At 63.6% G+C, this 20,332-nt stretch carries 15 protein-coding genes; 5 read left to right on the top strand and 10 right to left on the bottom strand.

Features of this window, described 5'->3' with window-relative positions:
• Nucleotides 1-4: 4 nt before the first annotated feature.
• The 3 genes from B0E41_RS07140 to B0E41_RS07130 all read right to left on the bottom strand — a co-directional run bounded on the left by B0E41_RS07140 (nucleotide 5) and on the right by B0E41_RS07130 (nucleotide 1,309).
• Nucleotides 5-265 carry a DUF4212 domain-containing protein gene (locus B0E41_RS07140; RefSeq protein WP_077330367.1) on the bottom strand — a complete coding sequence of 87 codons (261 nt, stop codon included), beginning with the start codon at nucleotides 263-265 and terminating at the stop codon, nucleotides 5-7.
• Nucleotides 266-440: 175 nt separating this feature from the next.
• Entirely contained in the window at nucleotides 441-1,016 is a 576-nt protein-coding gene (locus B0E41_RS07135; RefSeq protein WP_077330365.1) for a tetratricopeptide repeat protein, read from the bottom strand.
• Nucleotides 1,013-1,309, bottom strand: a complete 297-nt coding sequence (locus B0E41_RS07130) for a hypothetical protein (RefSeq protein ID WP_077330363.1) — start codon at nucleotides 1,307-1,309, stop codon at nucleotides 1,013-1,015. Before B0E41_RS07130 ends, B0E41_RS07135 begins: the two co-directional genes overlap by 4 nt.
• A gap of 174 nt (nucleotides 1,310-1,483) precedes the next feature.
• On the opposite strand from B0E41_RS07130, the gene B0E41_RS07125 reads away from it, so the two are divergent.
• On the top strand, nucleotides 1,484-3,349 hold the full coding sequence (locus tag B0E41_RS07125) for a putative nucleotidyltransferase substrate binding domain-containing protein (protein ID WP_077330361.1): 1,866 nt from the start codon (nucleotides 1,484-1,486) through the stop codon (nucleotides 3,347-3,349).
• Between the two features lie 124 nt (nucleotides 3,350-3,473).
• Here B0E41_RS07125 and B0E41_RS07120 read toward each other — a convergent pair whose 3' ends face one another.
• The 5 genes from B0E41_RS07120 to ppsA all read right to left on the bottom strand — a co-directional run bounded on the left by B0E41_RS07120 (nucleotide 3,474) and on the right by ppsA (nucleotide 11,754).
• Nucleotides 3,474-5,669: an exonuclease domain-containing protein gene (locus B0E41_RS07120; protein WP_077330359.1), complete on the bottom strand. Its 2,196-nt coding sequence runs from the start codon at nucleotides 5,667-5,669 to the stop codon at nucleotides 3,474-3,476.
• Nucleotides 5,670-5,671: 2 nt separating this feature from the next.
• Nucleotides 5,672-6,040 carry a response regulator gene (locus B0E41_RS07115; RefSeq protein WP_077330357.1) on the bottom strand — a complete coding sequence of 123 codons (369 nt, stop codon included), beginning with the start codon at nucleotides 6,038-6,040 and terminating at the stop codon, nucleotides 5,672-5,674.
• Entirely contained in the window at nucleotides 6,037-8,805 is a 2,769-nt protein-coding gene (locus tag B0E41_RS07110) for a sensor histidine kinase (protein WP_077330355.1), read from the bottom strand. The genes B0E41_RS07115 and B0E41_RS07110 overlap by 4 nt, the downstream gene beginning before the upstream one ends.
• A gap of 171 nt (nucleotides 8,806-8,976) precedes the next feature.
• Nucleotides 8,977-9,198 (bottom strand): hypothetical protein, encoded by a 222-nt coding sequence (locus B0E41_RS07105; RefSeq protein ID WP_077330401.1) that lies wholly within the window; start codon nucleotides 9,196-9,198, stop codon nucleotides 8,977-8,979.
• A gap of 147 nt (nucleotides 9,199-9,345) precedes the next feature.
• Complete coding sequence (ppsA, locus tag B0E41_RS07100) at nucleotides 9,346-11,754, bottom strand: phosphoenolpyruvate synthase (protein WP_077330353.1); 2,409 nt, start codon at nucleotides 11,752-11,754, stop codon at nucleotides 9,346-9,348.
• 245 nt (nucleotides 11,755-11,999) lie between these two features.
• On the opposite strand from ppsA, the gene B0E41_RS07095 reads away from it, so the two are divergent.
• The 3 genes from B0E41_RS07095 (at nucleotide 12,000) to B0E41_RS07085 (ending at nucleotide 15,120) form a co-directional block, all read left to right on the top strand.
• A complete protein-coding gene (locus B0E41_RS07095; protein WP_077330352.1) occupies nucleotides 12,000-12,821 on the top strand; it encodes a pyruvate, water dikinase regulatory protein in 822 nt (273 codons plus the stop codon).
• A gap of 176 nt (nucleotides 12,822-12,997) precedes the next feature.
• Nucleotides 12,998-13,306, top strand: a complete 309-nt coding sequence (locus B0E41_RS07090; protein WP_077330350.1) for a DUF485 domain-containing protein — start codon at nucleotides 12,998-13,000, stop codon at nucleotides 13,304-13,306.
• On the top strand, nucleotides 13,303-15,120 hold the full coding sequence (locus B0E41_RS07085) for a cation acetate symporter (protein ID WP_077330348.1): 1,818 nt from the start codon (nucleotides 13,303-13,305) through the stop codon (nucleotides 15,118-15,120). The genes B0E41_RS07090 and B0E41_RS07085 overlap by 4 nt, the downstream gene beginning before the upstream one ends.
• 90 nt (nucleotides 15,121-15,210) lie before the next feature.
• Here the strand turns inward: B0E41_RS07085 and ahpF are convergent, their stop codons facing one another.
• Nucleotides 15,211-16,791 (bottom strand): alkyl hydroperoxide reductase subunit F, encoded by a 1,581-nt coding sequence (gene ahpF / locus B0E41_RS07080; protein ID WP_077330346.1) that lies wholly within the window; start codon nucleotides 16,789-16,791, stop codon nucleotides 15,211-15,213.
• 238 nt (nucleotides 16,792-17,029) lie between these two features.
• Nucleotides 17,030-17,593 (bottom strand): alkyl hydroperoxide reductase subunit C, encoded by a 564-nt coding sequence (ahpC, locus tag B0E41_RS07075; RefSeq protein ID WP_077330344.1) that lies wholly within the window; start codon nucleotides 17,591-17,593, stop codon nucleotides 17,030-17,032.
• A 341-nt stretch (nucleotides 17,594-17,934) separates the two neighbouring features.
• Between ahpC and B0E41_RS07070 the strand changes: the two genes are divergently transcribed.
• Nucleotides 17,935-20,250, top strand: coding sequence for a TonB-dependent siderophore receptor (locus B0E41_RS07070; RefSeq protein WP_077330400.1), 2,316 nt, complete (start codon nucleotides 17,935-17,937; stop codon nucleotides 20,248-20,250).
• The last annotated feature ends 82 nt before the right edge of the window (nucleotides 20,251-20,332 follow it).

Genomic DNA, 20,332 nt, shown 5'->3' with positions numbered 1-20,332 from the left:
GGTGTTACTCCTCGGTCTCTTCGACACCGTGTTCGATGTCGAGTTTGTTCATGTACCAAGCGTAGTACCCGATGATCAGGCAATACACCACCAAGGCCCCTTGCGCCCCCATCCAAAAGCTGAAGGGCCAACCGAAAAAGTTGAAGTTGAGGTCTCTCGCGAAAAAGCTCACAACAAAGGTCACCACGAACCAGATTGCAAGCAATACGGCGGTGATGTTGAGGTTTTTCCGCCAATAGCGGCGGTGGTTATCTGTCAATTCCATCTGATCGACTCCATCAATGACGCCCTCTCGGGCAGATCGCGGACACCACCTGTCTCCTCAGGTGGCCTGCAGACGGTCCGCGTGGTTCGGCAACCAGCTTGTGACTGGCCACCACTTCTGGGGCACCACAGCACCAATGCGAGTTGATCCATCCGGCCAGAGCCGGGTAGATCGATCAGGTCAGGGCGGCGCCCAGTCCTGTCTCGCGCTCAAGCTGTGCCGCCACCTTCGGCTCGAACTTTCGGAGGTGGCGAATGATCTTCGCTGCCTCGTCGGGCTCATGTCGATCCACATGAACCCGGGCCAGCTGATACCAGCCGTAGGGGCTCATGGGTTGCAGTTCGGTGTTTTTGCGAAGCGCCACGAGGGCTTCGTCGAAGTGGCCCTGGCGGATCAGGCTGAGGCCCAGCCCGTACCAGGCGCGGTCCATATCGGGCTCAATCTCGATGGCACGGTGAAACGCGGCCTCGGCCTGCTCCAGGCGGCCTTCTTCTTCGCGCAAAAAGCCCAGGTTGTACCACCCTGAAGACTTCGCTGGCTGCACTTCCACCAGGCGCTCCAGGGTCAAAATGGCGGCAGGCTTGTCGCCCAGCTCGGTCAGCAACTGGGCCCGTGTCGCGAGCGCATAAGGTTCCAGGGGCTGATCAAGCAGCAACTGATCCACACGGGCCAAGGCCTGGCGTTGCTGACCGGCCAACAACAACAAGCGCACCTGCCAGCGCACGAACCAGGCGTCGATGGACGTGATCATTGACACAACTGGACCCCGATCTTCAAGCAATGGGAGATCTTGGCGGCGGTCGCCATGATCCACACGAACCCCAGAATCAGAAACGCCACCAAGGGGTGGTGGCGTTCGAGCACAAAGCGCGGCGAGACAAAACGGGCCAGCAACACGAAGGGTTTGCCGATCTGCTGCAGGACTTTGTAGAACAAGTTGGTGTCCCGCTTCTGTCCGGACAGCAAGCCCAGCACCCATTGGCCAAACAGCGCCAGAAGGGCGATCTCGGCTATCAATTTGACAGAGGCAATGAGTGTCAACATGTAAGGATCGGGTAATGGTGGGCCCATTTTTGGCACCTGACTTACCGAACACTTACAGAGTGGTCAATTGCACGTCCTGCCCTAGGTCAAACACCGAGAGGGTTTACCCGCAGAAGGTACCGTCCCTGGGGTGTAGCATCAAAAGCACCTCATACCAACAGGCTCGGTTCATCCATGAGCGAAGACGCTGGCACCTCCGTTTCACTGCAAAAGTCCCTCTCCCGTCACCGCATCCTGGGGTTGCTGCCACCCATGACCCAAGACGCCTTGGCACGTGCACTGCCCGATTTGAGAGTGATCGCAGGCGAGCGCATCGCTGACGGTGAGAGGCTCAAGGCCCATCTCTACTGGTTGATCGAAGGCTCCGTTCAACTGCAGGACGCCGATGGAGAGGCTTTGCTGAGTCTCCGGTCGGGAGAGTTGTTTGGCTTGGCGCAGGGCGAGTCCCTCTTGATCAGCGCCGCCCTGGCTGAAACGGATTGCCGCTACACCCGGCTCGACGCGCTGACCGCCGAAGCCTTGTGCAAGGAAACGCCGGCATTGGGCTACTTTCTGGCCAAGCCCGCACAGAGCGGGCACATGGTCACGCCGCACGCGACCCGTGGTGGCCCGAACAGCGACCCGGCGCTCAACCTCATGACCACGCCCGTGAGCGCGCTGATCAAACGCGCCCCGATCACGCTGTCGCCCCACACCAGCATTCGCGACGCCGCGCAGGTGATGAGCGACCAGCGTGTGTCGTCGGTCCTGATCGTCGAACAGGGACTGCTGTTCGGCCTGATCACCGACCGCGACCTGCGCAACCGGGTGATTGCCGCCGGGATGGACACGGCGCGACCGATTGCAGACATCGCCACCCTCGCGCCCATGAGCGTCGATGTGAAGAACCCGGCCTTCGACGCGCTGCTGCTCATGGCCCGCCACAACATCCACCACGTGCCGGTGCTCGACGGCCAGCGAATCGCCGGCATGATCACCGCCACCGACCTGACCGAACAACACAGCACCTCGGCGGTCTACCTGGCGGGTGACATCTACAAGCAGACCACGGTCGAAGGACTTCAGACCGTCGCCGCCAAGGTCAAGCGCCTGCAGCAAAGCCTGGCCGCCGCAGAGGCCTCGGCCTACAGCACCGGGCACATCGTCACGGCCATCACCGATGCCATCACCAGCCGCTTGCTGCAACTCGGTGAGGCCCAGTTCGGACCGGCGCCGGTGGACTACGTCTGGGTGGCCGCAGGCTCTCAAGCGCGCAACGAACAGACCGCCAAGTCCGACCAGGACAACTGCATGTTGTTGGACGACACTTACGACGAAGCGCTGCACGGTGCCTACTTCAAAGCACTGTCCACCTTCGTCTGCGACGGACTCGATGCCTGTGGCTACGTGTATTGCCCCGGCGAGATGATGGCCCAGACCGACCAGTGGCGCCAACCGCGCCGGCGCTGGCTGGCGTATTTCACCGAATGGACCAGCCAGCCCGACCCCACGGCCCTCATGCTCACCTGCGTGTTCTTCGACATGCGGGCGATCCACGGCAACGCTGGGTTGCTGGACGATCTGCGGCGCAGCGTGTTGCAGCAAACCCGCGGCAACTCGATTTTTCTGGCACACATGGTCGGCAACGCCCTGCTCCGGCAACCACCGCTGGGCATGTTCAAAGGCTTTTCCACCATCCGCAGCGGTGAGCACAAAGGGACCATCGATCTCAAGCACCATGGCGTGGTGCCCATCGTGGATCTGGCGCGGGTCTGCGCGCTGGCCCATGGCGACAACGACATCAACACGCACGACCGCCTGACCGCCGCGGCAGCGGGCGGCGGGCTCAGCGAGAGAACAGCCCGTGACCTGCAAGACGCGCTGGAGTTTCTGGCCTTTCTGCGCATCCAGCACCAGGCGCACCAGATGGCCGCCGGTCAACTCCCCGACAACCACATCAACCCGGACGACCTCTCCAACTTCGAGCGCCACCAGCTCAAAGACGCTTTCGTGGTCGTGCAGACGGTGCAAAGCGTCATGGGCCAGCGGTATCGGATGTGACGCCCCCCGCGCCGCGCCTGCGGCGCGTCACCCCCCAGGGGGCGATGCGAGTGGCCCGGCAAAGCCGGTTCCACCGCATCCTGGGTTGGGCCAAGCGTGCTGTAAAGGCGGCGCGGCGCGGGGGTCAATACCTGATTCGGGCGTAGTAGGTTTTCTGCGCTGCTTCTCTGGCTTCACCCAGCGTGTGAATGCCTTTTTCGGCGAGCAGCGGAATCAGCTTCAGGAACACCTCAGCCGTGACCATGGCGTCGCCCAGGGCCGTGTGCCGACCGACGATGGTCACGTTGAAGCGCTCGGCAATGGCCTCCAGCCGGTGCGAGTCTTGGTTGGGGTGGATCACGGCCGACAACAGCAGGGTGTCGAGCACCGGGTGGTCAAACACCACGCCGGCCTGCTGTTCCTTGAGTTGCAGGAAGCGCATGTCAAAGGCCGCGTTGTGGGCCACCAGCACCGTGTCTTGGGCGAACGCATGAAAGGCCGGCAGCACCTGGTCGATGGTGGGCTGCCCCATCACCATGTCGGGCCGGATGCCGTGGATCGGTATCGACGCGGCGGGAATCAGGCGCTGCGGATTCACCAACTGCTCGAAACATTCCTGGCGCAGCAGCTTGTGGTTGACGATGCGCGCCGCGCCAATCTGGATGATCTCGTCGCCCTGCCCGGGGTTCAGCCCCGTCGTCTCGGTGTCGAACACGGTGTAGACCAGATCGGTGAGCCGGCGGTCGTCCATCGTGCGCGTCTGCTCGGTGGTCTTGAAGAGATCGAAGTCGTAGTACTCGGGCCGACTTTCGTTCGTCGACAGCGTGGCGGCGTCCACCTGCTCTTGCGGGTTGGCCAGCGGCAGCAGGAAGCGGAAAAAGGCCTGATGGCGCAGCCGCTCGCGCTCGAACCAGAAAGCCCCGTTGTGACGTTCGATCACGTCGCGCACCGTCAGGCGAACGGTTTCGTTGCCCACCCTCATCGGGTCCATCTCCCAGCTCATCACGGTCTCGGTGCTCATCACCTGGCCGCTCCAGATCAGGTCCAGCCAGGCCTTGCCGGGGCTGCCCGCTGCCGGCTGCAAACGCAACTGGACAAAGCGCACGGAAAACTCGTCGCCCAAGCGGCCCGCCAGACAGACCAAGGCTTGCAGCAGCGAGAAGCTCTCGACCTTGAGCCAGAGCGCGGGGTCGATCTCGGCGACGGAGGCCTGCAGCGAGGTGACGGTTTCAATCCGCTTCAGCGCAGCGGTCACGAGATCGGTGCCCAACATGTCTTCCAGCGGCCAACGCGTTTTCAGGCTGTCGGTCGAACCCGCTTCGAGCGCTCCGATGCGCTGGCTCAGCGCCATGGTCTCGTCGCGGAGCACACCGAGAAAGCGCTCACGCATGGTGGCGTCGAGATCGGGGTAGTCGAGCATGTCCAGCGCCGCCTGCATGCTGGCCAGTGCCGCGCGGCTGCGCTCGGTCAGTGTGTGCAGCACCTGGTCTTTCGCGGACTCGGCCTCGAAATCGCGCGTGATGTTGTCGAGCATGAGCACGAAGCCGGTGAGGTCCAGCGAGGGTTCCGTGGCGCCGGCCACCGCCGGGGAGCGCACGGGCGCCATCTGCACCCGCAGCAGTTGCCCCGCTGGCGTGGTGGTGACAAACTGCGCTGAAGGCTGGCCCGCGCCACGCAGCATGCGCTGCTGGATGTTTTCCAGCGCATGCGCCACCAGCTTGCGGTCGAACACGCTGTAGATCGAACGCCCAAGGCCCATCAGCTCGGCACCACCGGCCACGCCGGGCGCTTGTGAGAGCGCGCGGAACTGCATGCGGGCGCGGTTGTTGTAGAGGAGGATGCGCCCGTCCAGGTTGCACACCACCACGCTCTGCGTGAGCTCGGACATGAGCGCGGCGAGCCGGCTCTTTTCCTGCTCGATCCCCTGCGCCGCCTCCTGCACCTTGGCATCCATCTCGGCACGCAGCTCTTCGCGCTGTGCCACCAGCTGGTTGAACAGGCCGACGAGCACCTGGGTTTCGACGTTGCCCTTGAGCGGCAGTTCGCGCACCACGTCGGTCCGCAGCAGCACCTGCGCCTCTTCGGCGAGCTGCACCGAGGGCGTGACCCAATGATCGAACCAGCGCTTGAGCCCATAAGCGATGGCGGCCATGCCCGCCGCCCAGGTCAAGGCGATCAGCGTCAGGCGATCACCGATCAGGCCCCAGACCGTCTGGCGTGCATCCGGTTCCAGCGTGGAGCCCAGCAAGCCGATGGTGAGCATCAGCCAGACCAGGGACAGCGCGGCCGCCGCTGCCAGCAACCACCAGAGCCGGCGGTCGGTTTTCTGTTGCGCCGCCATGTTCAGGTGCCCAGCAGTTCGCGCACCTTCTGCACCAGCTCCTTGGTGGAGAAGGGCTTCGTCATGTAGGCATTGGCGCCCAGCGCCAGGCCTTTGGCCACGTCGGTGTCGCGCCCTTTGGCGGTGAGCATGACGATCAAGGTATCTCGCACCGACTCGTTCGAGCGCACCTCGTAACAGACGTCAAAGCCGGTCTTGATCGGCATCATCACGTCCAGCAAGACCAGCGCGGGGCGCTCACGCTGGATGGCGTCGATGGCTTCCTGCCCGTCGCGCGCCAGCACCACCTCGTAGCCTTCGCGTTTCATCAGGAACTCCAGCGAGATCAGGATGTTGGGCTCGTCGTCTGCAATCAGAATTTTGGTGCTCATGTCTCTGTGCTCCTCTGGTTGTTCTGTTCGGGCGGTGCGTCCGTCGCGCGGTGCGGCAGTGAAAAACCGAAACAGGCGCCCTGCCCCGGTTCGGACCGCAGCCACATGCGCCCGCCGAAATGCGCCACGATCTGGCGGCTGATCGGCAGGCCCAGCCCCGTGCCGCCCGGCCGGTAGTGCGCGTCGCCGGCCACCTGCCGGAATTTCTCGAACACCATGGCCTGCTGGTCGGCTGCGATGCCCGGTCCGTTGTCCTGCACCTCCACTTCGACCGAGGGGCCGGCGTCGCGCAAGCGCATCACCACGCGGCCGCCTTCGCGCGGCGCGTACTTCAGGGCGTTGGACAAGAGGTTGAGCACCACCTGGGTGATGCGGTCCGCGTCGGCACTCACCGGCCCCACGCTCGGCGGCAGGTCCAGCGCCAGCGTCACACCCCGCTCCCGGTACATCTCGCCCATGCTGCCCGCGGCCTGCTCCAGCAGTTCGCGCAGGTCCACCGCTTCCTCGTTCCATTCGGCATGGCCGGCCTCGATCTTGGCCATGTCCAGCACCTGATTCACCAACCGGCTCAAGCGTTCGGCCTCGGTCACGATGATGCCCAGAAACTGCTGCCGCTGGGGCAGGTCCATGTCGTCATCGTCCCGCATCAGCTCCGACAGCGCCCTGATCGATGTCAAAGGCGTGCGCAACTCGTGGGTCACGGAGGACATGAAGTCGTCCTTGAGCCGGTCCAGGCTCTGCAACTGCTGATTGGCCTCGCGCAGCTCGGCCGTGGCGCGCTCCAGCGAACGCGACTTGTCCTCCAGCGCGTGCGAATACGCGCGCAACTGTGAGGCTTCGTCCAGGATGCGCATCACATCGTCCAGATCCAGTGTCTCTTCCTCGGCCACCGAAGCCACCATCACCCGCGCCGAGGCGCTGCCGATAGCACCCGCGAGCTGGGTCTCCACGAACTGCACCAGGCGCGCGTCGGCCGGTATGTGCGCGATGCCCTCCACGCCCACCGCCTGGGCGTAACCGGCAAACAGCTGCTGCGCCCGCCTCACCCCCAGAAATCGCCCCACCAGTGACTGCAACTCGTGCACCTGAGCCCGCCCCTGCCAGAACACCGGCCGCGAGCCCGCCGTGCGATGAAAGACGTCCACAAACAACAATGCCTGGCTGGTCTCGGCTGCCGACGGCACGCGCCAGAGCGAGACGCCCACATAAGCGCCGATGTTGACCAGCAGGCTCCAGAACAGCGAGTGGGTCAGGTTGTCCAGCCCGGACAGGCCCAGGAAGGCCTCGGGCTTGAGCCAGACCCAGCCGAACAGGCCGTGCTGGAGAAAGCCATCGGCCAGCCAACCCGACTTGGCAAGCGACGGCAGCATCAACGTGTAAGCCCAGAAGCCAAACCCCAGCAGCAGACCGGCGAGCGCGCCGCGCCGCGTGCCGCCCTTCCAGTACATGCCGCCCAACATGGCCGGCGCGAACTGGGCCACGGCGGCGAAACTGATCAGGCCGATGCTCACCAACGCATAGGCTTCACCCGCCAAGTGGAAGTACAGGTACCCAAGCAGCAGGATGAACAGGATCGCCCATCGGCGGATGAGCAGCAGCACCCCCGTGAGGTCGCCGCTGGCGCGCGCACCAAAGCGCCGACTGCGCAGCAGCAGTGGCATCACCAGGTCGTTGCAGACCATGGTGGAGACCGCGATGGCTTCGACGATCACCATGCCGGTCGCAGCCGACAACCCGCCGACAAAGGCCAGCAGCGCCAGCCCCTGCTGCCCTTGCGACAGCGGCAGCGAGAGCACGAAGGTCTCGGGGTCCATGCGCCCCACGCCGAAATGCAGCAGCCCACCGAGGGCGATGGGCAGCACGAAGAGGTTGATCAGCAGCAGGTACAGCGGAAACACCCAGACGGCCCGCTTCAGGTGCCGCTCGTCCACGTTCTCCACCACCATCATCTGAAACTGCCGGGGAAGGAAAATGACCGACAACATGGCGAGCAAGGTCAGGCCCGCCCATTGCGCGTAGGCGAAGGGCTGGCCCTGCCCGAACCGGAGCAGCCGGTTCACGGCCTCAATGGCCTGCGCTTGGTCAAACAGATCACCCAGGCCATCAAACAGGCCAAAAACCACAAACACACCCACGGCCAGAAAGGCCAGCAGCTTGACGATGGATTCAAACGCGATGGCGGCAACCATGCCCTCATGGCGCTCGGTGCTGTCCAGGTGCCGCGCACCAAAGACCATGGTGAATCCAGCCAGCGCCAGCGCCACGTACAGCGTGCTGTCACGCCACCACTGGGCGGGTTGGGCCACGGCCTGGCCCAGCGGCGAGGTCAACACCGCGTAACCACTGGCGATGGCCTTGAGCTGCAGCGCGATGTAGGGAACGATGCCCACCACCGTGATCAAGGTCACCAGGCCCGCGAGCGTCGGGCTCTTGCCGTAGCGGCTGGCAATGAAGTCGGCGATGGAGGTGATGCGGTAGGTCTTGGCGATGCGGATCATCTTGCGAACCACCATCCAGGCCAGGATCATGGCCAGCATCGGCCCGAGGTAGATGGGCAGGAACCACACACCCGTGTTTGCGGCGCGTCCCACGCTGCCGAAATAGGTCCAGGCCGTGCAATACACCGCCATCGACAAGGCGTACACCCAGGCATTGCCAATGACCGAACGTCCCTGCGCGGCCCGCCGGTCGCCCCAATAGGCCACCGCAAACAGCAGAAGCAAGTAGGCAAACGAAACACCGATGACGAGCGGGGCGGACAACATGGCGCGGTGTCAGAGGCTGGGAGGGAATTGGGTGTGCCCGAAAGGGCGCCCCAAAGCGCTGCCGGCAAGGCGCAAAGCACAGCCGTAGCTCGGGCTACGGCGCGCATTTGCAACGCGGCTGGTGGTGGTTTGGGGCGTCAAGGCGGGCATGACCGATTTCCTCTCAGCCTCTTAGTCGGTGCCGTCCGGCGCGGGCGCCTCAGGCGTGCGCTCAACCACCCAGGCCAATGCCGCAATCAGCAGCGCCCAGATCACGAACAAGGCCGCAGGAAACAGCGGCAAGCCGAACACGCGGGCATCGTGGTCCCAGAGCGCCAGCAGCGGAAAGTTGAAAAGCAACACACTGGCCACAAACAGGGCCACCAGGCGTTGGGCGTCCAGACCTTGGAACATGTGCGTCTCCTCTTTCGGCAGCGCCATCGTGGTGGCGCCTTTGAAACCGATTGTGCGCCAGGCACTGACCACGGCCTTACGCTGTCGCGCACAAAAAAGGCGGCAGGGCTTTCGCCCTGCCGCCTTGGTGCGACGGGTTCTGAACGCTTACTTCGCTGTCGAAGCCAGCAACTGCCAAGTGTCCGCCACCGAGTCCGGGTTCAGCGAGATGGAGCTGATGCCCTCATCGCGCAGCCACTGGGCGAAGTCCGGGTGGTCGCTGGGGCCTTGGCCACAGATGCCGACGTACTTGCCCTGTGCCTTGCAGGCGCCAATCGCCATCTTCAGCAGCGCCTTCACGGCCGGGTCGCGCTCGTCGAAGTCCTTGGCCAGCAGCTCCAGGCCGGAGTCGCGGTCCAGGCCGAGGGTGAGCTGGGTCAGGTCGTTGGAGCCGATGGAGAAGCCGTCAAAGAACTGCAGGAACTCGTTCGCCAGCACGGCGTTGCTCGGGATCTCGCACATCATGATGACCTTGAGGTCGTTCTCGCCGCGCTTGAGGCCTTTCTCGGCCAGCAACTCGGTGACGCGCTGGGCCTGGCCCAGTGTGCGCACAAAAGGCACCATCACCTGCACGTTGGTCAGGCCCATGTCTTCACGCACCCGCTTCAAGGCCTCGCACTCCATGGCAAAAGCTTCGCGGAAGTCTTCGCTGATGTAGCGCGCCGCGCCCCGGAACCCCAGCATGGGGTTTTCTTCGTCGGGCTCGTAGCGGCTGCCACCGACCAGCTTGCGGTACTCGTTGGACTTGAAGTCCGACAGGCGCACGATCACCGGCTTGGGCCAGAAAGCGGCGGCGATGGTCGCCACGCCTTCGGCCACTTTGTCCACATAGAAAGCGCGCGGCGAGGCATGGCCACGGGCCACCGACTCCACGGCCTTCTTCAGATCGGCGTCGATCGCGGGGTAGTCCAGGATCGCCTTCGGGTGCACGCCGATGTTGTTGTTGATGATGAATTCCAAGCGTGCCAGACCGACGCCGCTGTTGGGAATCTGCGCGAAGTCGAACGCCAGCTGGGGGTTGCCCACGTTCATCATGATCTTCACGTCGACCTCGGGCATGCTGCCGCGGCGCACCTCGGTGATCTCGGTTTCCAGCAGGCCGTCGTAGATGTGGCCGGTGTCGCCCTCAGCGCAGCTCACCGTGACCAGCGTGCCGTCTTTCAGCTGGTCGGTGGCGTTGCCACAACCCACCACGGCAGGGATGCCCAGCTCGCGCGCAATGATGGCGGCGTGGCAGGTGCGGCCGCCGCGGTTGGTCACGATGGCGCTCGCGCGCTTCATCACCGGTTCCCAGTTGGGGTCGGTCATGTCGGTCACGAGCACATCGCCGGGCTGGACCTTGTCCATCTCGCTGATGTTGTGCACCAGGCGCACCGGGCCGGTACCGACCTTCTGACCAATCGCGCGGCCCGAGGCCAGCACGGCGCCCTTGCCCTTGAGCTTGTAACGCACCTCGACCTTGCCGGCCGACTGGCTCTTCACCGTCTCGGGGCGGGCCTGCAGGATGTAGAGCTGGCCGTCTGTGCCGTCCTTGCCCCACTCGATGTCCATCGGACGACCGTAGTGCTGCTCGATCACCAGCGCGTAATGCGCCAGCTGCTCGACGTCGGCGTCGGTCAGGCTGTAGCGGTTGCGCTGCTCGACCGGCACGTCCACCGTCTTGACCAGCTTGCCCTTGAGCGCACCGGCGGCCTTTTCTTCGGCCGTGGTGAAGGTCATCTGGATCAGCTTGCTGCCCAGGTTGCGGCGGATCAGCGCTCGCTTGCCGGCTTTCAACATGGGCTTGTGCACGTAGAACTCGTCGGGGTTCACGGCGCCTTGCACCACCGTCTCGCCCAGGCCGTAGCTGGAGGTGATGAAGACCACCTCTTCGAAGCCGGACTCGGTGTCAATGGTGAACATCACGCCCGCGGCACCGGTGTCGGAGCGCACCATGCGCTGAACGCCAGCCGACAGGGCCACGTCGGCATGGGCGAAGCCCTTGTGCACGCGGTAGCTGATGGCGCGGTCGTTGTAGAGGGAGGCAAACACCTCCTTCATCTTGTGCAGCACCTCGTCGATGCCATGCACGTTCAAGAAAGTCTCTTGCTGGCCGGCGAACGAGGCGTCGGGCAGGTCTTCGGCCGTGGCCGATGAGCGCACCGCAAAGGTGGCCTTCGGGTTGTCACCCACCAGCGTGACGAAGGCGTCGCGGATGGCTTTCTCCAGATCGGCCGGAAACGGCTGGTTTTCCACCATGGCTCGGATTTCGGCGCCGGCCTCGGCCAGCGCGCGCACGTCTTCGGTGTCGAGCGCATCGAGGCGCGCATTGATGCGGTCGGTCAGGCCGTCGTATTTCAGGAACTCGCGGAAGGCATGCGCTGTGGTGGCAAAGCCGGTGGGCACCTTCACGCCTTGCGGCAGCTGCGAGATCATTTCGCCGAGGCTGGCGTTCTTGCCGCCGACCGACTCGACGTCGCTCATTCGCAGTTGTTCGAAGGGGACGACCAGATCGGTCGCGCCAAACAGGTTGGACATGGGAAGACTCCTAAGGTTGAAAAAACCGGGGGCTCCTTGCGCCAGCTGTCGACCTGTGGTTCTGTTGTGGGTCTTGCTCCGGGCAACGGTGCTGCAAACAGGGCGGGGCAATCGGATAATGGATTCCGCGCGAGCCCCAGATTGTAGGGCGGCAGCCCACTCCCGACGGCCAGAGCGTCCACTGCGGCATGAAAACTGCTGTGCCCTGACCTGAATTTTTTGCAAACCCCTGCCAGAGACCCAGCATGCCCACCAGAACGGCCTTTTTCCTCTCCGACGGCACCGGCATCACCGCGGAGACCTTCGGCAACGCCATCCTCAACCAGTTTGAAATCGACATGCGCCGCGTGCGCCTGCCGTTTCTGGACAGCGTGGACAAGGCCCACCAGGCGGTGCGCCAGATCAACCACACGGCCGAGGTCGAGGGCAAACGACCGTTGGTCTTTGCGACCGTGGTGAACATGGACGTGTTGGCGGTGGTGAAGGCGCACTGCAACGGCATGATGCTCGACATGTTCGGCACCTTCGTGGAGCCGCTGGAAGACGAGCTGGGCATCAAGTCCAACCACCGCGTCGGGCGTTTCTCGGACGCGTCCAAGAGCAAGGAATACAACGACCGCATTGAAGCGATCAACTTCTCGCTCATGCACGACGACGGCCAGAGCCACAAAGATCTGGCGGGCTCGGATGTGATCCTGGTGGGCGTGAGCCGCAGCGGCAAGACCCCCACCTCGCTCTACCTGGCCATGCAGCACGGCCTGAAGGCATCGAACTACCCGCTGATCCCGGAAGACTTCGACCGGCGCAAGCTGCCGCCTGCCCTGGTGCCACACCGCAAGAAGATCTTTGGCCTCACGATTGCGCCGGAGCGCCTGAGTGAGATCCGCAACGAGCGGCGCCCCAACTCACGCTACGCGAGCCTGGAGAACTGCCGGGCTGAGGTCAATGAAGCCGAGGCCATGATGCGCCGCGAGGGCATTCGCTGGCTCTCCACCACCACCAAGTCGATTGAAGAGATCGCCACCACCATCCTGCAGGAAATTCGACCGGAGCGGCTGGCGTATTGAGCGGCCATTCAGAGAGTGTCTGCTGCATTCAGACATTACACACGTCTGACAAAACGCCAGCGCATGCCCTAGGGAAAGTCCCCCCTTCGCAAGCGAGCGCGTGCGCGTTTGGGTAAGTGCAACGTAAGTGGTGGAACCTACTCTGCCTTCTGTTCAAACCCACAGAAGGAGACGGTATGGAAAATGATCTGGTTCAACGGATTGCAAGCAATCCGAAATACCAGGAGCTCAGAGCCAAGCGATCAAGCTTTGGCTGGTGGCTGACGCTGGCAATGATGGTCGTGTACTACGGCTTCATCTTGCTCGTGGCCTTCAACAAAGAGTTCCTCTCACAAACAATCGGCAGCGGCGTGATGACCATGGGCATTCCCATCGGCTTCGGCGTCATCGTGTTCACCATCGTGATCACGGCCATTTATGTCAAGCGCGCGAACACCGAGTTCGACGAACTGTCCAATGCGGTGATCAAGGCGGTGACGAAATGAATTTTTCCAACAAGCACACCCGCCGCGTCCTGACCCTGCTCGCGCTGTTTGGTGTTTCATTTGCAGCCTGGTCGGCGGGCGCCGATCTGGGTCAGGCCGAGAAACAGGCCACCAACTGGACGGCCATCACGATGTTCGCGCTGTTCGTGGTGGGCACGCTGTTCATCACCAAGTGGGCCGCCGCCAAGACCAAGAGCGCGTCCGACTTCTACACCGCCGGTGGCGGCATCACCGGCTTCCAGAACGGTCTGGCGATTGCGGGCGACTACATGTCGGCCGCTTCGTTCCTCGGTATTTCTGCGGCCGTGATGGCCAGCGGTTTTGACGGCCTGATCTACTCCATCGGCTTCCTCGTGGGCTGGCCTGTGATCACCTTCCTGATGGCCGAGCGCCTGCGCAACCTGGGCAAGTTCACCTTCGCCGACGTGGCCGCGTTCCGCTTCGACCAGACCCCGGTGCGCATCTTTGCCGCCTCGGGCACGCTGGTGGTGGTGGCCTTCTACCTGATCGCACAGATGGTCGGCGCCGGTCAGTTGATCAAGCTGCTCTTCGGCCTGGAGTACTACATCGCCGTGATCATCGTTGGCGCGCTGATGATGGTCTACGTGTTGTTCGGTGGCATGACCGCCACCACCTGGGTGCAGATCATCAAGGCCTGTTTGCTGCTGGGCGGCGCGTCGTTCATGGCCTTCATGGTGCTGTGGCACTTTGGCTTCAGCCCTGAAGCGATGTTCGCCAAGGCCGTTGAAATCAAGGCGCAACTGGGCGGAGCCGCCAAAGACACCGCCACCGCTGCGGCCACCGCAGCCTCCGCTGCCGCATCGACGCCTGAAGCCGTTGCCAAGGCCGCCAAGGACCTCGCCACGGCCAACGCCATGCCCGATGCCACCAAGGCCGGTTTCTCGATCATGGGCCCGGGCAACTTCGTGAAAGACCCCATCTCCGCCATCAGCTTCGGCATGGCGCTGATGTTCGGTACCGCCGGTCTGCCGCACATCCTGATGCGCTTCTTCACCGTCCCGAGCGCCAAGGAAGCGCGCAAGTCGGTGATGTGGGCCACGGGCTGGATCGGCTACTTCTACCTGCTGACCTTCATCATCGGTTTTGGCGCCATCACCTTCGTGCTGACCAACCCTGACTTCCTGGACGCCAAGGGCGCTTTGATGGGTGGCAACAACATGGCCGCCATTCACCTGGCCAACGCCGTCGGCGGCAACGTGTTCCTCGGCTTCATCTCGGCCGTGGCCTTCGCAACCATCCTCGCCGTGGTGGCGGGCTTGACGCTCTCGGGCGCCTCTGCCGTATCTCACGACCTGTACTCCACGGTGTTCAAGAAGGGCAAGGCCGACAGCGCTTCCGAACTGCGCGTGTCAAAGATCACCACGATCTGCCTCGGCATCGTCGCTGTGGTGCTGGGCATTGCCTTCGAGAAGCAGAACATCGCCTTCATGGTGTCACTGGCTTTTGCCATCGCCGCCTCGGCGAACTTCCCGGTGCTGTTCATGAGCGTGCTGTGGAAAGACTGCACGACCAAGGGCGCTGTGATCGGTGGTTTCCTGGGCCTGATCTCTTCGGTGGCGCTGACGGTTGTGTCGCCCTCGGTGTGGGAAGCCACGCTGGGCAATCCCAAGGGCTCGGCCTGGTTCCCCTACACATCCCCAGCCCTGTTCTCCATGACCATCGGCTTCGTGGGCATCTGGCTGTTCTCGATGCTGGACCGCAGCGCGCGCGCCAAGGTGGACCGTGCAGGCTTCCTGGCGCAGCAGGTGCGTTCGGAGACCGGCATCGGTGCTTCGGGCGCATCGGGTCACTGATCTGCTGTTCGGCGGACCCCTTCGGTCCGTCAGAAAACAAAAAGCCGCTGGGTCACCCCAGCGGCTTTTTTCATGCTTTCTCCTGAAGGATCAGGCGGCCACGGCCTCGGCGGGGACCGGCTGGCGGATCAGGTGATCGAAAGCGCTCAGAGCGGCCTTGGCGCCGTCGCCCGCAGCGATCACGATCTGCTTGTACGGCACCGTGGTGCAATCGCCCGCAGCGAAAACGCCCGGCACATTGGTGTGACCTTTGGCATTGACCACGATCTCGCCGAAGCGGCTCAGCTCAATCGTGCCCTTGAGGAACTCGGTGTTGGGCACGAGACCGATCTGCACGAACACGCCTTCCAGCGGCACCAAGTGTTCTTCGTTGGTCGCACGGTCCTTGTACTTCAGACCATTCACCTTGCCCTCGGCACCGGTGATCTCAGTGGTCTGAGCATTCACATGGATCGTCACATTGGGCAGGCTTTTCAGCTTGCTCACCAGCACCGCGTCGGCCTTGAGCTGGTCGGCGAATTCAACCAGGGTCACGTGCTGCACGATGCCGGCCAAATCAATCGCGGCTTCGACGCCCGAGTTGCCACCGCCGATGACCGCCGTGCGCTTGCCCTTGAACAGCGGCCCGTCGCAGTGCGGGCAGTAGGCCACGCCCTTGTTCTTGTATGCCTGCTCGCCCGGCACATTGACGTTGCGCCAGCGCGCGCCGGTGGACAGGATCACGCTGCGCGCCTGGAGCACACCGCCATGGGCCATCTGCACCTGCACCAGACCGCCCGGCTCTTCAGCGGGGATGATCTTGTCGGCGCGCTGCAGGTTCATGATGTCCACCTCGTAGTGGCGCACCTGGGCTTCCAGCGCGGCAGCGAACTTGGGGCCGTCGGTTTCGAGCACCGAGATGTAGTTCTCGATGGCCATGGTGTCGTTGACCTGGCCACCGAAACGCTCGGCCGCCACGCCCACGCGAATGCCCTTGCGGGCCGCATACACCGCTGCCGCCGCACCAGCCGGACCACCACCGATGATCAACACGTCAAACGGGTCCTTGGCGTTGAGCTTGGCGGCTTCGCGGTCGCCCGAGTTCGTGTCCAGTTTGGCCACGATTTCTTCCACCGACATGCGCCCGGAACCGAAGACCTTGCCGTTCAGGAACACCATGGGCACGGCCATGATCTCGCGGTCGGCAACTTCTTGCTGGAACGCGCCACCTTCGATCACCACCGTCTTGACCTTGGGGTTGAAGATCGCCATCAGCGACAGCGCCTGCACCACGTCCGGGCAGTTGTGGCAGGTCAGGGACATGTAGACCTCGAAGCTGAAATCACCGTCCAGGGCCTTGATCGACTCGATCACGTCAGCCTCGACCTTGGGTGGGTGGCCACCGGTCCACAGCAGCGCCAGCACCAGCGAGGTGAACTCGTGGCCCAACGGCAGGCCGGCGAAGCGCACGCCTGCGGTCTCACCTTCACGTGCCACCACAAAAGAAGGCTTGCGCGCATCGTCGCCCGAGGTGTCCAGCGTGACCCTGTCCGACAGCGAAACGATGTCGTCCAGCAGCCCACGCATCTCGGTGCCGGTGTCGCTGTCATCCAGCGACGCGATCAGCCGGATCGGCTGGCGCAGCATGCCGAGGTAGGTCTGAAGCTGGGATTTGAGGGTGGCGTCAAGCATGGCGGACTCCTGAAGAAGGGAACAGAGGGATGTGCGGAACCAATGCCGCTGGTGCATGAGCCACCGCTCGTGACGGAAGCCCATGAGGCAGCGGTACTGCCAAACAAAAGAGGGAGACAACTGCCACCTTGGAGGATCGCGAGGCAGTTCACCCAGAACGCGGCGGAACTGGCTTTGCCAGGCCGCTCGCGTTGTCCCCCTGGGGGGAAGACGCGCCGCAAGGCGCGGCGCAGGGGGGTTAGATTTTTCCGACGAGTTCCAAGGAAGGAGCAATCGTCTTGGCGCCTTCGTTCCACTTGGCCGGGCACACCTGGCCTGGGTTGGCGGCGGTGTACTGGGCGGCCTTCAGCTTGCGCAGGGTTTCCTTGACGTCGCGGGCGATTTCGTTGGAGTGGATCTCGGCGGTCTTGATGATGCCGTCGGGGTTGATCACAAACGTGCCGCGCAGCGCCAAGCCTTCTTCTGGGATGTGCACGCCAAACGCGTTGGTCAGGGTGTGGGTCGGGTCACCCACCAGCGGGAACTTGGCCTTGCCCACGGCGGGGCTGGTCTCGTGCCAGACCTTGTGCGAGAAGTGCGTGTCGGTCGTGACGATGTAGACCTCGGCGCCGGCCTTCTGGAACTCGGCGTAGTTGTCGGCAGCGTCTTCCACTTCGGTCGGGCAGTTGAAGGTGAAGGCGGCCGGCATGAAGATCAGGACGGACCACTTGCCCTTCAGGCTTTCGTCGGAGACTTCGATGAACTTGCCATTGTGGAAGGCCTGGGTCTTGAAGGGTTGGACTTGGGTGTTGATCAGGGACATGGTGTTTCCTTGGGTTGGGTTGAGGGAGGCGGTGATCGGAGCTGAAAGCAACTCGATGGCATGAATCATAGACCAGCACTATCGATTACTCGAATTGATAGTCTTCATGAGTCTGATAGCTTTTGTTGCTGTGCAGCATGCCGATCATGGACGGGTCCGCGCCAGCGGCCCGCGTCCGCCGCCAGCACAGTATGTTGGGCAGTTGCTACACAAATCAACAAATGCCGCTTCATTGGCGTCAATTTATTGCGAATCGTTCGTGTTTGCAATAGCATAAAGATTCCAGCCAGCCACAGCGCAGCCCGTTGAAGCCAGCCGACAACCCGATCGACGATGCTGACATGTCTCAACGCCACAAACCCCTGCGCAACGGCGCAGCCGCACCCTCTGCTGCCACACCGAGCGTGATGCTCCCCCTGGGTGCCATGCTGCTCGCAGGCTCCTTCAACGCCCTCGCCCAGACCACCCCACCACCGGAGAAAACGCTGCCCACGGTCGTGGTGCGCGAACAGGCCATGGCGCCCGAAGGCAAAGACGCCTTGCAGGCGACCGAAACCACCATCGGCAAGGGCAAGCAGCAACTGCGCGACATCCCGCAATCGGTGACCGTGGTCACCGAAAAGTTGATCGATGACCGCAACCTCGACACCCTCAAGGAAGCCCTCAAGAACACCGCCGGCATCACCTTCCTGGCGGCCGAAGGCGGCGAAGAAGACATCCGCCTGCGTGGCTTCGCGCTGCAGGCCACCGGCGACCTGTTCATCGACGGCATGCGCGACCCCGCGATCTACGACCGCGACACCTTCAACCTCGACCGCATGGAAGTGCTGCGCGGCTCGGCCTCGATGCTGTTCGGCCGCGGCTCCACCGGCGGCGCCGTCAACCAGGTCAGCAAGACGCCGCGCCTGATCGACGAACACCAGGTCGATCTGACCCTGGGCAGCCACAAGTACGTGCGTGCCACCGGCGACTTCAACATCAAGACCGGCGAGAGCGCTGCGCTGCGCCTGAACGCCATGGCCACGAAGGCCGACAACAACGGCGCGGGCGCCAGCCTGGACAAACGGGGTGCGGCCATCGCCTACCGCAACGGCATCGGTGAAAAAGACGAATTCCTCGCCAGCCTGTACCACCTCGACAACGACAACGGTGTCAACTACGGCATTCCCTACATCGCCCCCGCCCCTGGCGCGAGCAACCGCGTTCTGCTGCCGCTCAAGCCCGACGCCTACTACGGCGCCGCCAGCGACTACAGCCACAGTGGCGGCACCATCGCCACACTGGGTCACACACACCGCTTCAGCCGCGACAGCGAGCTCAAAACGCAGGTGCGCGTCGGCCAGTTCGAGCGCGACCAACGTTCGGGCGCCATCCGCTTTTGCACACGGAACACCAACGCCGAAACCGGCGTGGTCACCAACCCGCAGTGCCCCACTGCCGTCAGCCTGGCCAACTACGGTTCTGGCACGGTGCTGACCCGCGGCAACCATCTGAAGATCCAGGACATGGACAACGTCCATGCCCAGACCGACTTCAACACCAAGTTCGAAGGCCTGGGTTTCAAGCACGAGCTGATTGCCGGTGCTGAGGTGTCGCGCGAAAAGCGCACCGTGTACGCGGCGCGCTCCGCCGCGCAAGGCGGTGTGACCATCACCAAGCCGACCACCACGATTGGCACGCCCAACGACGGCGCCTGGGTCGACGAATCCACCCGCGTGCTGCGCATCAACAACCAGTACGTGGCACAAGGTGTTGGCGCCTATGTGCAGGACACGGTGCAGGTGGCGCCTCAGTGGAAACTGGTGGGCGGCCTGCGCTACGACCACCTGACCGGCGACTACGACAGCTTCGGCCTGCCCAACGACGCACCCGGCCCGGTGACCGCCGAGAGCTACCGCATGAAGGTCTCAGAGATGAGCCAGCGCGTGGGCGTGTTGTTCCAGCCCACGGCTCTGCACTCCTTCCACGCTTCGGCCGGCACCTCGTTCAACACCTCGGGCGACGCCTATTCGCTGGGCGCGTCCAACGTGAACACGCCGCCCGAGAAGAGCATCAACATGGAGATCGGCGCCAAGCTCGATTCCGCCGACAAGCGCTTCACCACGCGCCTGGCCGTGTTCCGCTCCACCAAGCTCAACGAGCGCAACACCGACCCGGATCTGCCGGTCATCACACTCAGCGGCCGGCGCCACGTGGCCGGTTTCGAGACCGACATCTCCGGCCGCCTCACGCCCCAGTGGGAAGTGTTCGGCTCCTACATGTGGATCCCGGTGGCCCGCGTGGACAACGCGGCGCCCTGCCCTACCACGGGTGCCTGCACCCAGAGCACGCCGGGTGAACGTGTGGGCGACCGTCCTTCGCTCACGCCCGAGCACAGCGGCACGGTGTGGACCACCTACCAGCTCACCCCCAAGCTGCGTGTGGGCGCGGGTTTGAACTTCCGCAGCCAGCAGAAACCCACCCGTGTCGAGTGGAACGTGCCGTCCTACGTCACGGGTGACCTGATGGCGGAATACAAGTTCGACTTCGATCGCCTGACGCTCAAGGCCAACCTGAGCAACATCACCAACAAGCTCTACGCCGACCAGCTCTACCCAGGGCACTACATCCCCGGTGCCGGTCGCACGCTGCAAGTGACCGCCAGCCTGAAGTTCTGACGCCCGTCACACCCAGAAGAGTCGACAAAGACGCCGCCCCGAGCCCGGGGCGGCTTTTTGCCTGAAAGGGGTGACCATCACA

This window comes from Hydrogenophaga sp. A37, from assembly GCF_002001205.1.
Lineage (GTDB): Bacteria > Pseudomonadota > Gammaproteobacteria > Burkholderiales > Burkholderiaceae_C > Hydrogenophaga.
This window is presented reverse-complemented; position numbering and strand designations above follow the sequence as displayed.